Annotated in this window: 12 protein-coding genes and 1 tRNA gene; 9 read left to right on the top strand and 4 right to left on the bottom strand. The window is 69.1% G+C overall.

Annotation, left to right across the window (positions count from 1 at the left end; all coding sequences use genetic code 11):
- Positions 1-45 precede the first annotated feature (45 nt).
- Positions 46-513 carry a hypothetical protein gene (locus tag ACFYXF_RS11255; protein ID WP_389349266.1) on the bottom strand — a complete coding sequence of 156 codons (468 nt, stop codon included), beginning with the start codon at positions 511-513 and terminating at the stop codon, positions 46-48.
- Positions 514-570: 57 nt separating this feature from the next.
- Positions 571-900 (bottom strand): hypothetical protein, encoded by a 330-nt coding sequence (locus tag ACFYXF_RS11250; RefSeq protein WP_389349265.1) that lies wholly within the window; start codon positions 898-900, stop codon positions 571-573.
- Positions 901-1,229: 329 nt separating this feature from the next.
- Between ACFYXF_RS11250 and ACFYXF_RS11245 the strand changes: the two genes are divergently transcribed.
- Both ACFYXF_RS11245 and ACFYXF_RS11240 read left to right on the top strand, forming a co-directional pair.
- Positions 1,230-3,860, top strand: coding sequence for an AAA family ATPase (locus ACFYXF_RS11245; RefSeq protein WP_389349264.1), 2,631 nt, complete (start codon positions 1,230-1,232; stop codon positions 3,858-3,860).
- Positions 3,861-4,209: 349 nt separating this feature from the next.
- Positions 4,210-4,752 carry a hypothetical protein gene (locus ACFYXF_RS11240; protein ID WP_389349263.1) on the top strand — a complete coding sequence of 181 codons (543 nt, stop codon included), beginning with the start codon at positions 4,210-4,212 and terminating at the stop codon, positions 4,750-4,752.
- A gap of 215 nt (positions 4,753-4,967) precedes the next feature.
- Here ACFYXF_RS11240 and ACFYXF_RS11235 read toward each other — a convergent pair whose 3' ends face one another.
- Positions 4,968-5,279, bottom strand: a complete 312-nt coding sequence (locus tag ACFYXF_RS11235; RefSeq protein WP_389349262.1) for a helix-turn-helix domain-containing protein — start codon at positions 5,277-5,279, stop codon at positions 4,968-4,970.
- Positions 5,280-5,390: 111 nt separating this feature from the next.
- On the opposite strand from ACFYXF_RS11235, the gene ACFYXF_RS11230 reads away from it, so the two are divergent.
- The gene (locus ACFYXF_RS11230; RefSeq protein WP_389349261.1) at positions 5,391-6,302 is read left to right on the top strand and encodes a hypothetical protein; all 912 of its coding nucleotides are present in this window, start codon (positions 5,391-5,393) and stop codon (positions 6,300-6,302) included.
- The gene (locus ACFYXF_RS11225) at positions 6,303-8,045 is read left to right on the top strand and encodes a hypothetical protein (protein ID WP_389349260.1); all 1,743 of its coding nucleotides are present in this window, start codon (positions 6,303-6,305) and stop codon (positions 8,043-8,045) included. It begins immediately after the preceding gene.
- 190 nt (positions 8,046-8,235) lie between these two features.
- On the opposite strand, the gene ACFYXF_RS11220 is transcribed toward ACFYXF_RS11225, so the two are convergent.
- Positions 8,236-8,319 (bottom strand) — tRNA-Leu (locus ACFYXF_RS11220).
- A gap of 348 nt (positions 8,320-8,667) precedes the next feature.
- On the opposite strand from ACFYXF_RS11220, the gene ACFYXF_RS11215 reads away from it, so the two are divergent.
- From ACFYXF_RS11215 to ACFYXF_RS11195, 5 genes are all read left to right on the top strand, one after another.
- The gene (locus ACFYXF_RS11215) at positions 8,668-9,534 is read left to right on the top strand and encodes an FhaA domain-containing protein (protein ID WP_389349259.1); all 867 of its coding nucleotides are present in this window, start codon (positions 8,668-8,670) and stop codon (positions 9,532-9,534) included.
- 10 nt (positions 9,535-9,544) lie between these two features.
- Complete coding sequence (locus tag ACFYXF_RS11210) at positions 9,545-10,069, top strand: FHA domain-containing protein (RefSeq protein WP_164315837.1); 525 nt, start codon at positions 9,545-9,547, stop codon at positions 10,067-10,069.
- Between the two features lie 98 nt (positions 10,070-10,167).
- Positions 10,168-11,724, top strand: coding sequence for a Stp1/IreP family PP2C-type Ser/Thr phosphatase (locus tag ACFYXF_RS11205; protein ID WP_389349463.1), 1,557 nt, complete (start codon positions 10,168-10,170; stop codon positions 11,722-11,724).
- Between the two features lie 27 nt (positions 11,725-11,751).
- Positions 11,752-13,191, top strand: a complete 1,440-nt coding sequence (locus tag ACFYXF_RS11200; RefSeq protein WP_369029162.1) for an FtsW/RodA/SpoVE family cell cycle protein — start codon at positions 11,752-11,754, stop codon at positions 13,189-13,191.
- Positions 13,188-14,660: a peptidoglycan D,D-transpeptidase FtsI family protein gene (locus ACFYXF_RS11195; protein ID WP_389349258.1), complete on the top strand. Its 1,473-nt coding sequence runs from the start codon at positions 13,188-13,190 to the stop codon at positions 14,658-14,660. Before ACFYXF_RS11200 ends, ACFYXF_RS11195 begins: the two co-directional genes overlap by 4 nt.
- The last annotated feature ends 40 nt before the right edge of the window (positions 14,661-14,700 follow it).

Raw genomic sequence — 14,700 nt, 5'->3', positions numbered from 1 at the left:
ATGACGCCCCGGCCTTCCGCTGAACGGCGTGTCAGCGCTGGGCGTTCAGCCCTGCGGTCCGATCCGCCGGGCGGCTGCCGCCGTGACCTCCTCGGGAGTGAACGCCCGAAGCAGCCCATCGAGTGAGCGGTCCAACCGCGCCCGGCGATCGGACCGTTCGCGGGCGAGCGCCTCTGCGACCGCCTCGCCCAGGAAGTCCTCGGGTGCCTTCCCGGCTGCGGCGGCCTGGTCACGGACTCGCTCCCACACGTCGTCGGCCATGGGGATGCTCATGAGGTATTTGCCGTCGGTCCCGGGGAACACACTGCACAGCACATCAATCGGCAGTGTGTGCTGCAGTCGGCGCCAGATCTTCTTCATGGCCCGGTGCTCGCCCTTCGCCGACACGAGTACGGCGAGGCGTTTTCGGTCCCCGGAGGCCACCAGCGGCAGGCGGCCTTCCTGTCGCGCGGCTCTCAGTTCCACGGCTCCGACAGCACGGGTCAGGGTGATCTCAACGGCGTACAAGGTCACTTGAGCTCTCCTCAATCGTTGGTGCGACGAAGCCCCGCTGCGGTACGGCGACGGCTCTCACTCGAGCGAGATCTCCCCGTCGGGCAGCCACCCCTCCCAGTAGCCCTCGATGAGCAGGACCAGCGACCCGGGTTCCACGGGCACGCCTGCGGCCCGCAGTTGCGCCGTGCTCCACCAGCGCGCACCGGCAGCCAGCCGGGCACGGACGTCGTCGGGCCATGCCGCGGCCGGGGGCGCTGCGAGGACGAGATACTCCTCATGGTCACGGTCGTGCCCGGCGGGAAGCCGTCCGACGACGGCGCCGATCCGCACGCCGGGAGTCCGCAGTTCCTGTCCGAGGTAGCGGACCGCGGTGAGGCGGTAGTGCTCGCCCGGTCGCACCGGCACGGCCGGAACGGTCCAGGAAACCGGCCGTACGCGGTCAGCGGGACAGAGCAGGAAGCGCCGGGTTGCCGGGTCGATGACGACCGGGCGAACGATGCCGCCGGAGCCGGCCGGGGCGGAACACGGGTTTGTCACACCGCCACCCTCCCCCGATAGATATTGGAATATCACCTATTGGGAGGCCATTCGAGTGAGTGAAGGTAGTGGACTAGCTTTGCGTACGGTGAACTGGGACGGAGCAGCAGGGGACGAAGGCTGCCAGGCCGGGCGGCCTTCGGGCGGAGTGCCGGGGTGAACTCGGCCGGGGCTTGCGTGTGGACGGCGGGGGTGGCATGACGACCGAATGGCCCGACCGGCTGGCCGTGGGCGACCGAGTCCGGTACATGGGACGCGCGTGCACGATCAGCGAGTTGCGCGGTCGGCGGGTCATACTGTCGGACGCTTCCGGCCTCGTGGCGGTCACCGACGTGATGGCGGTGATGCTTATGCCGGGCTTCAGGTTGCTGGACCACGGGCTGACGGACACAGGCCTGCCGGTTCGGTCCCCGTCGGACGACGCTGCCGTCTCCGAGCAGGTTCGCTGGTGGCACGCCCACATCACCGAGGTGATGACCGGGCTGCCCCCGGACGCACCGGCCGGTGCCCGGCCCCGACCGCAGTACGATCCGGCGCGCAACCCCCTGGGGGAGCGGGAGGCGGCCAAGGCGGAGGAGCTCGCCCGTGCGGGCGTGCGCGGTGCTTCGGCGCGGACGATCCGCCGCAAACGGCAGCGGTACCAGCTGGAAGGGATGCCGGGCCTCGCGGACGGCCGGGCGGGGCGCCGCCGGGACCTCGAGTCCCGGTGGGACCCGCTGGTGCTGGAGCTGGTGCGCCGGGCGGTGTACGAAGCGCGGGAGGACAGGCCCAGCGTGGAGTCCATCCGCAAGGCGGTCGCGGAGTTCGCCCGGAGCGAGCCCCCTTTCGGGGAGTTGGCCCTGCCTTCCCGGTCCACGTTTCACCGTCTGTACGCCGAGACGGAAGCGGCCGGGCTGCTGGCGGAACCGGACCGGTGGCCGGGGCGCGTGGTCGAGATGGATACGGTCCGGTTGCCGAGGCTGCGCTCGCCCAAAGGCCTGCGCCGTCCTCTGTGGCTGACCTTCGCCGTGGATGTCGACACCCGTGTACTGCTGACCGTGGTTGTCCACTCACGTCCGCATCCGATGGAGCCGGCTGCCGTGCTGGCCCGGATGTGCGTGCCCCCGGACCTGCGCACCAACTGGCCCATGGTCCGGGTGGATGTGCGGACCTCCCGGTACTACGGGACCGGTGCTGCCGGTCCGCTCGTTCGCCCGCGGACCCTCGTCGTCAACGGCGCGGTCCGCGTACGAACCCGCCAGTTCATGGAGGCGTGCCGACGGCACGGCATAGAGGTGCGGTACTCCCGAACGCGGTCTCCTTCGACGAAGTCCTCCATCGCGGAGCGGCTCGCCCCGAAGATCGTGGCGCTCGTCATGGACCGCCTGTATTCGGAGGAGGCCGACGAGGCCCGCGCGGCAGGGTGGCCCATGGACATGGTGCAGCAGGTACTGGACGTCTGGGTCCATGACGTCTGGACCGAGGGACAACTACCACCGGACACGCCCGTTTCGGGCCTGTTCGGCAGTTCGGCAAGTCCTGGCCAGGCGTATGACGCACTGGTTTCCAGGGCCGGCTGGATCTCCATGCCCCTGCCACCCCGGACATATGTGGACCTGTTTCCCGCCGCCCGGAGGAGGGTCGGCCCGTCGGGGCTGTACTTCGCAGGACAGCGCTACGACGATCCCGCACTGGACGGTCTGCGTCATTGCACCGACAACTCGGGGGGACGACGCCTGGCGTTCGACATCCGCTGGGATCCCTACGACGTCCGTCATGTCTGGCTGTGCACCCCGGAGAACGGCTGGGTGACCGTGCCCGCGGCCCTCCCCGAACCCGCTCCCCTTCCTGCCCACTCCTCGCCGACGAAGGCGCTGCCCTCGCACGCCGAGCGCCCCGCACCCTCCACAGCCGATGTGCCCACCCTGACCGGCCGGCGCCGCACCCGTCCCAGGGCCTGGGACCCGGCCGAAGCGGACGTCGGTGCGCCGGGCCAGGTTCCGTCGGCCGATGATCCGGACAGCGTCAGGGTCGCCTATCACGCGCAACTTCCGCTCCTGGCACCGGATGTGGTCGCGGTGATCGACCGGGCAGAGGAGCTGATCCTCCTCAACCGGTATGCGACGGGGGCCCGTCCGGCACTGCTGGTGTGTGGTGACCCCGGAACCGGCAAGACGACCGCGCTGCTGGAACTGGCCCGCCGGCACACCGAGTTGGAGTCGCTGCGGCCCGGATCCCGTCCCACGCCGGTCGTCCACATTCAGCTTGCGCCATCCGCCACCCCTCGCACCCTGCTGGCCGAACTGGCCCGGCAGATCGACGCACCGGTCCGGGCCCGAGCCACCACGGCCGAGCTGACCCATCGGGTGAGCGACGCGCTCCGCGCCGCGGGCACAGGACTGGTCCTGGTCGACGAGTTCCAATACCTGCACACCCCGCCCGGCGCCGCCGGCCCTGCCCCCGACGTGGTGGACTACCTGTGCGACCAGGTTCCGGCCACCTTCGTGTTCGCCGGGATCATCACCCCCGTACGCGCCGCCGGGCAGCGCAGCCGTCGGCTGATTCCCCTGCCACTCGGCCCCATACCGTCCGGGCCGGCCTGGCGTGACCTGATCACACGGGTGGAAGAAGCACTGCTGCTGCGCAAACAGGTGCCCGGCTCCCTTCCGGACATGTCCGAGCACCTCTACCGCGTCACCGGGGGCACCGTCCATCGCCTGGGCTATCTCGTCCGCAGCGGCGCGATCCGGGCCATCCGCGACGGCACGGAGTCCCTCAGCCGCGAGTTGCTCGACACCCTCGCTGCCCCATGGCTGCCCGAGGCCAGCGAGCCACCCACGCAACCTTGAGCACAAGTGGCCAGCTATAGCCGGACGTTCGCCTCATACCTGCCGGGGGCAGCCATCTATCCTGAGACGGAAGGATCCCCTCCCCTCAGGCGTCCGCACGGAAAATGAAACAACAGTCCGGCAGCCGAATGCATTTCGCCTCACGAATAGAGTGAAATCGGACTTTCCTCAGGCCCCGGGAGGGCGAACGCTCGAAAGCATGGCGGGCATACTGCCCGGCCTCTACCGTATTTCTATGGCCCATCAGCCAATCCCCGAAGATTCTTCCGGTATTCCCCTGGCCGGGATGAGCGCCCTGCCCAGCCGCCTCAAGGCGGTTAGGCAGGAGTACAGGCGTACCATCGGCGGCTTGGAGAAAAAGCTGAGCGAGGCGCGGGAGATGCAGGCCGAACTCGACGCCATGGACGAAGCAACAGAGTCGGCTCTGTCGATTCTGCTGCATCAGTACAACCGCGCGGTCGACCTCGGCCTCATGGAGTCGGCACCGGGGGCCGCCACCCATCTCTGGGTCGTCCCCGGCGACGACGAAGACGAGGGCGGTCCCGCGCCCGGCACCCCGCCGCAGACACTCTCCGCCGCCGGGGCGCCCGGCCCGGAGGGCCCCACCGCCACGGCCGCGGACACCCCGGCTCCGGACACTCCCGTCAGCAAAGAGGTCGTCGTCCGGGGCCGGCGCATGCAGGAGATCCTGACCGTGGTGGGTTCCCGGCCCGACGCCAACTGGCTGAGCAGCGACGTCGCCGACCTGCTGGGCGTCGCGAAGGAGGACCGGTCCGGCCGGCGGGCGGTGCGCTCGAACCTGCGCTCCCTGGTCGACCGCGGCGCACTGGAACGCGTCACCTCCGACAGCGGCACCTACTACAGGGCGCGCATGAACTGGAGGTTCATCTGACCCGGAGCCGATCAGCGGCACCGGCAACAGCCGTGAGTCCCACCGCAAACAATTGACCGCCACCGCAGTGTTCTCCCTGGATTGCAGCCAGGGTCTGCGGTGACGGTCGGCCCGCAAAGGCCGTTTCCGACACTACCCCGGTGATGACCGGGCGTGCCCGGCATTCGGCCAATTCAGTCTGCCTCTTTCCTGAGGAGCCGAATGCCCATGCGAATTCACTTTGGCGGATTGCCCGGCTCACGCCCGGGCCACAGGTCCACGTCGAGCGCCTTCTCCAGGGTCGCGATCGTCAGCAGGTCGGGCCACACGTGCCCGCCGAGCACCCGCGTGATGGTCAGCCGGTCGACACCAGTCCGCCGGGATGCTTCGACCATCGTCCAGCCCTGCGCGTCGATCGCCTTCTTCAGCCGCACGGCCACTTCCTGGGCGACCTGCGCCCCGTGGTGGTCATCGAGCACAGCGCCCGGCCAAGTGCCCTGGAGGAGGTACTCGACGGGCTTGCGGCTGCGCTTGTCTCCTTGTGGCACAGCGAAGAGTGTCGCCCATACGGACCTCCCGGCATGACAGCGGCCGCCTCATCCACCGAATGTTATTGGAATATCACCCCGCCCGGGGTCTATTCCTGGTGGAGAGTCACGATGGACGCGATCGAGTACTACCGGCCCCGGCTGTCCGACCCCGTCTGGGGCCGCGTCGGGCCCGACTGCCGCCGCGCCGTGACCAAGGCCAAGCCGGCCACCCCCAAACAAGCCCGTGACTGGCTCGGCGCGTTGGCGTACTCCGCCGCGCACGCGGACGCCTGCGGACGCCCCACCAAGGCCGAGCACCTGCTCACCCTGGAGGCGATCGAGTGGTACCTCGCCACCGGCTGCCAGCACCTGCAAGAGTCCTCGCGGTCCAACCGCCGAGGACGCCTCAACCACCTGCGCCGCGCCCTGCTCGGCCCCGATCTCATCACCGGCAACCCGGCCGCGTACTCCGGCTCGGACTCCTCCCGGCCTTACAGCCGCGCCGACCAGACGCGGCTCTACTCCTCCGCCCGCGCCCAGCCCACCGACCAACTGCGCCACGGCTCCCTGCTGTTGCTCGCCCTCGGCTTCGGCTGCGCCCTGGACTCACCCGAGATCATCCCGCTGCGCACCCACGACGTGCGCACCGCGTCAAACGGAGCCGTAGCCGTCGCCGTACGCGGACCACGCGCCCGCGTCGTACTGTGCCGCACCGCGTGGGGCCCGGTCCTCACCGAGGCCGCCGCTTGGGCGTCCCGCCCCAGCCAGGCCCGCTACCTCTTCCGCCCAGGCAGCCACAGCCGCGGCACGAACACCGTGACCAACTTCCTCGCCCGGTCCAAACGGTCGCCCGGCACACCGGCCCTGGTGATGGGCCGGGCCCGCGCCACCTGGCTCGTCGACGCCATCGAGGCCCGCATGCACCTGCCCACGCTGATGGCCGCCGCCGGGCTGACCACCCTTCGCTCCATCGACCGGATCCTGCCCCACGTCCGCAACCTCGCGCCCGAGCAAGCCGCCGCGATGCTGAAGGAGTTCTAGGTGACCAGCCGACTCGACCGCCATGAACGCATCGCCAAGCTCCGCTCCTGCCGCACTCCCGTCCCCGACACGGAGGTCCAGGAACTGCTGGCCGAACTGGACGAGTCCCACCTGGTCGCGGAGATCGAACCGCTCCTCGCCCGCCGCACCGGCCGCTCCTCACGTCTGCCGGTGCAAGCCCTGCTCCTGGGCATGTGCCTGGCCTCCGCACGCCACGTCGGCACCGTCACCCTCACCGTGGTCACCGACCTGCTCTTCTACTCCCTGTCCGACGCCTCGCGCGAACAGCTCGGGATCTGCCGCTACGCCGACCACGCCCAGGGTTTCGAAGCCGCGTACGCGACCGTCCGCCGCCGCTTCCACCGCATCGTCAGCGCCATCGACCCGTCGCCGCTGCCCAAGAACCATCGCCTGGACAAGACCATCGCCAACCGCCTGCGAAGCGAGGCCGACCCGGACCGGCTCGCCCACAGGCGGGCGCTCATGCTCCGGATAGTCAACCTGATCCTCGCCATGTCCCTGCGCGACGCCCACGCGCTCCTGGAAGGCCGCTGGAACGGCTCGGCCGCCCTGGACGCCACCGTCGTCGGCGCCTACTCCAAGGGCCTGTCCTCCGACAGTCCGGTCACGGCCAGCGACCCGGACGCCGGCTGGTACGTCCGCACGGCCAGGCACAAGGATCCCCTAGCCCGCGGAGCAGAGAAGCAGGAAGGCAAGCAGAAGGACCGGGTGAAGAAAAGCCTGTACGGCTACGACGTCCTCCTCGTAGTCGCCCGTGATCCCGACCACACCGGCACCCCGCTGCCCGACGGCTCGGCCGACCCCGATGTCGTCCCCGCCCTCGTCGTCGCCTTCTCCCTCGACAAGCCCAGCGAGCGCCCCGCCGAGGTCGCCATCGAGGCCCTCCAGCACGTCGATCCCCGCTACCCGCGCGGATACCTCGCCGGCGACCGCCTCTACCCCGACCAGAAACAGGACAAATTCCAGCTCCCCATCCGTGCCATGGGCTACCAGCCCGTCTACGACTTCGCCGAGAACCAACTCGGAGTAAAGGCGGACTTCGCCGGAGCCGAACTCATCGAAGGCAACTGGTACTGCCCCTCCATGCCCCAGCCCCTCAAGGACGCCACCAAGGACCTGATCGCCAAGAAGATCGACAAGCAGACCTGGATCGAACGGATCCGGGGACGCACAGCCCACCTCTTCATGCCCAAACAACGCCCCGACGCCGAAGGCCACCGCCGCATGATGTGCCCCGCCGAGGCGAACCGCGTCCAGTGCCCCCTCAAGCCTTACACCCTCGGCCGGGGCATCCACCTGCCCCTCATCGACGTCGACCCCGGCAAGACCCCCGTCGACCCGTACGCCTGCTGCACCCAGCGCACCATCACCATCCCGCCCGAGGCCGGCGCCAAGCTCTGGCAGCCCCTCCAATACGGCACCGCAGAATGGCAGCGGGTCTACTTCCGGCTCCGCAACGCCATCGAGGGCATGAACGGATTCGGCAAGGACCCGCTGTACGAACGCCTCGAATCCGGCGGCACCCGCCGCATCCGCGGGATCGCCTCCCAGGCCGTCCTGCTGGCCTTCCAACTGGCACACGCCAACAAACGCAAACTCGCAGCCTGGGCCCGCTCTGTCGCCCTCCACGGTGATCACGCCCAGCGCCGCTCCACCCGCCGACGGGCCACCAAGTCCCTCGGCGAATGGACACCCGTGGGGTATCTCACAGCAGCAACCTGACGCCAACCTCTGCCCCTGCGCTACAACCAAACAAACAAGACTGCCGACGGCCTCAAGGCCGTCGGCAGTCTGCGTTCTCCCACTCCACACCCGCCTGACCTGCGAGCCCAACGCAAAACGGCCGACACCATGATCTTGGTGTCGACCGTTCCGTCGGTGTAGCTAGAGCACTTTCGTCGGTGCTCCCTTGTGCGCGAGGGGGGAGTTGAACCCCCACGCCCTTTCGGGCACTGGAACCTGAATCCAGCGCGTCTGCCTATTCCGCCACCCGCGCATTGGGTGTGTCCTCGGGCCCTGCTCCTCGCGGTGCTGGCGCCTTCCGACATCGAGAAGATTAGCACGCTGGAGGTGGTGGGTTCACATCCCTTTCCCCCCGCCCCAGGCCACCCCCACCGAGCCCGACCGGCTGCGACTACGTATCAACACGTGCCGGTTCACGTATCAACCTCGTACCGGTCCAGCCCATCTCCTCAGGAGGCGGGCAAGGTGCACAGTCAGGTGCGGGACACTGGTTCGGCGGCGCCTCTACGATCTGAGTACAAGGGGAACCACCCGATTTCCCGGCGCGTGGATACGATCAGTAAGCAGTACAGACAGAGCAGCAACCTGGAGGAGGTGCCCCATGGGAGTCCTGAAGAAGTTCGAGCAGCGTCTCGAAGGTCTGGTCAACGGCACCTTCGCCAAAGTGTTCAAGTCCGAGGTCCAGCCCGTGGAGATCGCGGGAGCACTGCAGCGCGAGTGCGACAACAACGCGACCATCTGGAACCGCGACCGGACCGTCGTACCCAACGACTTCATCGTGGAACTGAGCACACCGGACTACGACCGCCTCAGCCCCTACTCCGGGCAGCTCGGCGACGAACTCGCCGGGATGGTGCGGGACTACGCCAAGCAGCAGCGCTACACCTTCATGGGCGACATCAAGGTGCACCTGGAGAAGGCCGACGACCTGGACACCGGTCTGTACCGGGTGCGCAGCCGAACGCTCGCCTCCTCCACCAACCAGCAGGCACCCGGCCGCCCGGGCCCCGGCACCGCCGCTCCCGCGGCTCCGCCGATGGGCCGGCCAGGCGCGGGCGCTGGTGGCTACGGCTATCCGCCCGCCGCCGTACCGCCTCCGATGCCCGCCGCACCGCCCCCCGGCGGACGTCCCGGAGCCGCCCCGGCGGGTCCGCCCATGGGACAGCGGCCGACAGCGGGAGCGGGCCGCACGCGCGCGTGGGTCGAGATCAACGGCGCACGCCACCAGATCACCCGCGCGACGCTGGTGCTGGGCCGCAGTACCGAGGCCGACGTGCGGATCGACGACCCCGGCGTCTCGCGCCGGCACTGTGAGATCCGTCCCGGAACGCCCCCGACGATCCAGGATCTCGGGTCCACCAACGGCATCGTGGTGGACGGAACGCACACCACCCGCGCTACGCTCCGCGACGGCTCGCGGATCGTCGTGGGCAGCACCACCATCATTTACCGGCAAGCCGAAGGGTGAAGCGGGGGCAATGTCAGAGCTGACCCTCACGGTCATGCGGCTGGGTTTCCTGGCCGTACTGTGGCTGTTCGTGATCGTGGCCGTGCAGGTCATCCGCAGCGACCTGTTCGGTACGCGTGTCACCCAGCGCGGGTCGAGGCGTGACAGCGGCCGCCAGCAGCAGGCGGCCGCCCGACAGGCCGCCGCGCCCCCGCAGCAACGCCAGCAGCAGCCGTCAGGCGGCGGCAGGCAGCGCCGGGGCGCCCCCAGCAAGCTGGTGGTCTCCGAGGGCACCCTGACGGGCACGACGGTCGCCCTCCAGGGGCAGACGGTCACGCTCGGCCGGGCCCACGACTCCACCATCGTGCTGGACGACGACTACGCCTCCAGCAGGCATGCCAGGATCTACCCGGACCGGGACGGCCAGTGGATCGTCGAGGACCTGGGGTCCACGAACGGCACCTATCTCGACCGGACCCGACTGACTACTCCCACACCGATTCCGCTGGGCGCGCCGATCCGCATCGGCAAGACCGTCATCGAGCTGCGGAAGTAGTGCTACATCATGAATAGGCGCGAGCGGAGCGAGCACGCGGCGGCGGTCCACGCGACGGACCGCGGCGCGCTCCCGACCGGAGGGTGGGCACCGTGCGGATGTACCCGGAGCCGACGGGCGAGGTGCGCATGAGTCTGTCACTGCGCTTCGCCGCCGGATCGCACAAAGGCATGATCCGCGAGGGCAACGAGGACTCCGGCTACGCCGGTCCACGCCTCCTCGCGATCGCCGACGGCATGGGCGGACAGGCGGCCGGTGAGGTCGCCTCCTCCGAGGTGATCTCCACGATCGTCGCCCTCGACGACGACGTCCCCGGCTCCGACATCCTCACCTCGCTCGGCACCGCGGTGCAACGGGCCAACGACCAGCTCCGCATGATGGTCGAGGAGGACCCCCAGCTCGAAGGCATGGGGACGACCCTCACCGCCCTCCTGTGGACGGGCCAGCGCCTCGGCCTCGTACACGTGGGCGACTCGCGCGCCTACCTCCTCCGCGACGGCGTCCTCACCCAGATCACACAGGACCACACCTGGGTGCAGCGCCTCGTCGACGAGGGCCGCATCACCGAGGAAGAGGCCACCACCCACCCGCAGCGCTCCCTGCTGATGCGCGCGCTGGGCAGCGGCGACCACGTCGAGCCCGATCTCTCCATCCGCGAAGTCCGCGCCGGCGACCGCTACTTGATCTGCTCCGACGGCCTGAGCGGCGTCGTGTCCCACCAGACCATGGAGGACACCCTCGCCAGCTACCAGGGCCCCCAGGAGACCGTGCAGCAGCTCATCGAGCTGGCCCTGCGCGGCGGCGGCCCCGACAACATCACCGTGATCGTCGCCGACGTCCTCGACCTCGACACCGGGGACACCCTCGCCGGGCAGCTGTCCGACGTACCCGTGGTGGTCGGCGCGGTCGCCGAGAACCAGCACAACCTGCACGACGGCGGCGCCATGCAGACGCCCGCCGGACGCGCCTCCGGGCTCGGCCGGCAGCGGCCCGCGCACGGCGGGGGCGGCGAGTTCGGCCCGCCCGGCTCCGGCGACACCACCGGCTACATCCAGACCGGCGGCTTCGGCGGCTACACCGACGAGGACTTCGTCAAGCCCAGCGCCGGCCGCAAGTGGTTCAAGAGAACCCTCTACATCACGCTTGCCCTCGCCGTCATCGGCGGCGGCCTGTACGGCGGCTACCGCTGGACCCAGACCCAGTACTACGTCGGCGCCAACGACGAGCACGTCGCGCTGTACCGGGGCATCAGCCAGGACCTGGCCTGGGTCTCGCTCTCGAAGGTCGAGAAGGACCACCCCGAGATCGAACTCAAGTACCTGCCGTCGTACCAGCAGAAGCAGGTCGAGGCCACGATCACCGAGGGCGGCCTCAAGGACGCCCAGTCGAAGATCTCCGAACTGGCCACCCAGGCCTCCGCGTGCAAGAAGCAGGAAGCCCGGCGCGCGGCCGGCAACGCGAACAACGCCGAGACCGGCGAAGGCGAGGCCGGAGGCACCACGGGAACCACCCGTACCGCCGCCGCGTCCAAGGCAACGCCGAGCCCGACGCCGTCCGGATCGGCGTCCCCGTCCACAACCGCACCCACTCCCACACCCGGCCCCAGCCTCTCCGAGGAAGAGCAGAAGCTGGTCTCGCAGTGCGGTAAGCAGTAGGCAAGCCGTGAGGGGCCACTTCATACGATGAGCAGTACAACCAACAGTCCGACACACCACACGTCCACGATCGGCGCGATCGGCACACCCAGCCGACGCAACACCGAACTGGCGCTGCTGGTGTTCGCCGTGGTCATCCCGGTGTTCGCCTACGTCAACGTGGGTCTGGCCATCGACGACAAGGTCCCGGCCGGGCTGCTCAGCTACGGCCTCGGCCTCGGCCTGATCGCCGGCGTCGGCCACCTCGTCGTACGCAAGTTCGCCCCGTACGCGGACCCACTGCTGCTGCCCCTGGCCACGCTGCTCAACGGCGTCGGCCTGGTCGTCATCTGGCGCCTGGACCAGTCGAAGCGGCTCCAGCTGCGGGACACGTTCGTCGAGGCGGCACCCCGCCAGCTGCTGTACTCCGCGCTGGGCGTCGCCCTGTTCGTGGCCGTCCTGGTCTTCCTCAAGGACCACCGCATCCTGCAGCGCTACACCTACATCTCCATGGCCGGCGCGATCGTCCTGCTGATCCTGCCGCTCGTCCCGGGCCTCGGCGTCAACATCTTCGGCGCCCGTATCTGGATCAAGATCCCCGGCCTCGGCACCGTCCAGCCCGGTGAGTTCGCCAAGATCGCCCTCGCGATCTTCTTCGCCGGCTACCTGATGGTGAAACGCGACGCCCTCGCCCTCGCCAGCCGCCGCTTCCTGGGCCTGTACCTGCCCCGCGGCCGCGACCTCGGACCGATCATCGTCGTCTGGATCATCTCGATCCTGATCCTCGTCTTCGAGACCGACCTCGGAACGTCGCTGCTGTTCTTCGGAATGTTCATCATCATGCTGTACGTCGCCACCGAGCGGACCAGCTGGATCGTCTTCGGTCTGCTGATGTCGGCGGCCGGCGCGGTCGGCGTCGCCAGCTTCGAGACGCACGTCCAGCAGCGCGTCGAGGCCTGGCTCGACCCGATGAACGAATACCTCCTCAGCCAGAAGGGCGTCGCCGGCCACACCGAGCAGTCCATGCAGGCCCTGTGGGCCTTCGGCTCCGGCGGCACCCTCGGCACCGGCCTCGGCCAGGGCAACTCCGACCTCATCGGCTTCGCCGCCAACTCCGACTTCATCCTCGCCACCTTCGGCGAGGAACTCGGCCTGGCCGGCGTCATGGCGATCCTGCTCATCTACGGCCTGATCGTCGAACGCGGCGTCCGCACCGCCCTCGCCGCCCGCGACCCCTTCGGCAAGCTGCTCGCCATCGGCCTCTCCGGCGCCTTCGCCCTCCAGGTCTTCGTCGTCGCCGGCGGTGTCATGGGCCTGATCCCGCTCACCGGTATGACGATGCCGTTCCTGGCGTACGGCGGTTCCTCCGTCATCGCCAACTGGGCCCTCATCGGCATCCTGCTCAGAATCAGCGACACCGCCCGCCGGCCGGCGCCCGCCCCGGCCCCCAGTCCCGACGCCGAGATGACCCAGGTGGTCCGACCGTGAACAAGCCCCTGCGCCGGATCGCGATCTTCTGCGGGCTCCTCGTGCTCGCCCTGCTGGTCCGTGACAACTGGCTCCAGTACGTCCGGGCCGACGACCTCAAGGACGACACCCTCAACCGCCGCGTCGCCATCGAGCGGTACGCCACGCCTCGCGGCAACATCATCGTCGACGGCGAGTCGATCACCGGCTCCACCACGTCCAACAGCAGCGACTTCGAGTACAAGCGCACCTACAAGGACGGCGCCATGTGGGCGCCCGTCACGGGCTACGCCTCGCAGGCGTTCGGCGCGACGCAGCTGGAGTCCATCGACGACGGCATCCTCACCGGCAACGACGACCGGCTCTTCTTCCGCAACACCCTCGACATGATCACGGGCAAGAAGAAGCAGGGCGGCAACGTCGTCACCACCCTCAACGCCGCCGCCCAGAAGGCCGCGTACGACGGTCTCAAGGGCCGCGGCAAGGGCGCGGTGGCCGCGATCGACCCGTCCACCGGCGCGATCCTCGCCCTGGCCTCCTTCCCCTCGTACGACCCCTCGGTGTTCGCCGGGAACTCGACGAAGGACGCGGAGGCCTGGCAGAAGCTCCAGAAGGACAAGGACCCGAACGAGCCCCTGCTCAACCGGGCCCTGCGCGACATCTACCCGCCCGGCTCCACCTTCAAGGTCGTGACGGCGGCGGCGGCCCTCGAGAACGGCCTCTACACGGACGCCGACGAAAAGACCGACTCGCCGCTCCCCTACACCCTGCCGACAACCACGACCGAGCTGAAGAACGAGGGCAACATCCCCTGCGAGAACGCGACCATGCGCGTCGCCCTCCAGTACTCCTGCAACACCGTCTTCGGCAAGATCGGCGCCGACCTCGGCAAGGACAAGATGCTCGAAGAGGCCAAGAAGTTCGGCTTCAACGAGCAGCAGTTCGTCCCGGTCCGCTCCTCCGCCTCCAACTTCCCCGAGAAGATGGACAAGCCGCAGACCGCCCTCAGCTCGATCGGCCAGTTCGAGACCGCGACGACCCCGCTGCAGATGGCCATGGTCGCCTCCGCGATCGCCAACGACGGCAAGCTCATGAAGCCGTACATGGTCGACAAGCTCCAGGCCCCCAACCTCGACGTGCTCGAACAGACCGAGCCCGAGGAGATGAGCCAGCCGCTGTCCTCCAAGAACGCCCAGATCCTCCAGTCGATGATGGAGACGGTCGTCAAGGACGGCACCGGCAAGAACGCCCAGATCAGCGGCGTCACCGTCGGCGGCAAGACCGGCACCGCCCAGCACGGCGTCGACAACAGCGAGAAGCCGTACGCCTGGTTCATCTCGTACGCCAAGCTCGCCGACGGCAGCTCACCGGTGGCCGTCGCGGTCGTCGTCGAGGACGAGGGCGCCGTCCGTGACAACATCTCGGGCGGCGGTCTGGCCGCGCCCATCGCCAAGAGCGTGATGGAGGCGGTCATCAAGAGCAAGCAGTGAGCCCCGTCACGTCCCCTTCACATCGGTGCACGTTGCGATA

It is taken from the genome of Streptomyces sp. NPDC002680, assembly GCF_042889145.1.
Lineage (GTDB): Bacteria > Actinomycetota > Actinomycetes > Streptomycetales > Streptomycetaceae > Streptomyces > Streptomyces adonidis.
Note: the sequence above shows the minus strand (reverse complement) of the source record. Positions and strands in the feature narration are given on the sequence as shown.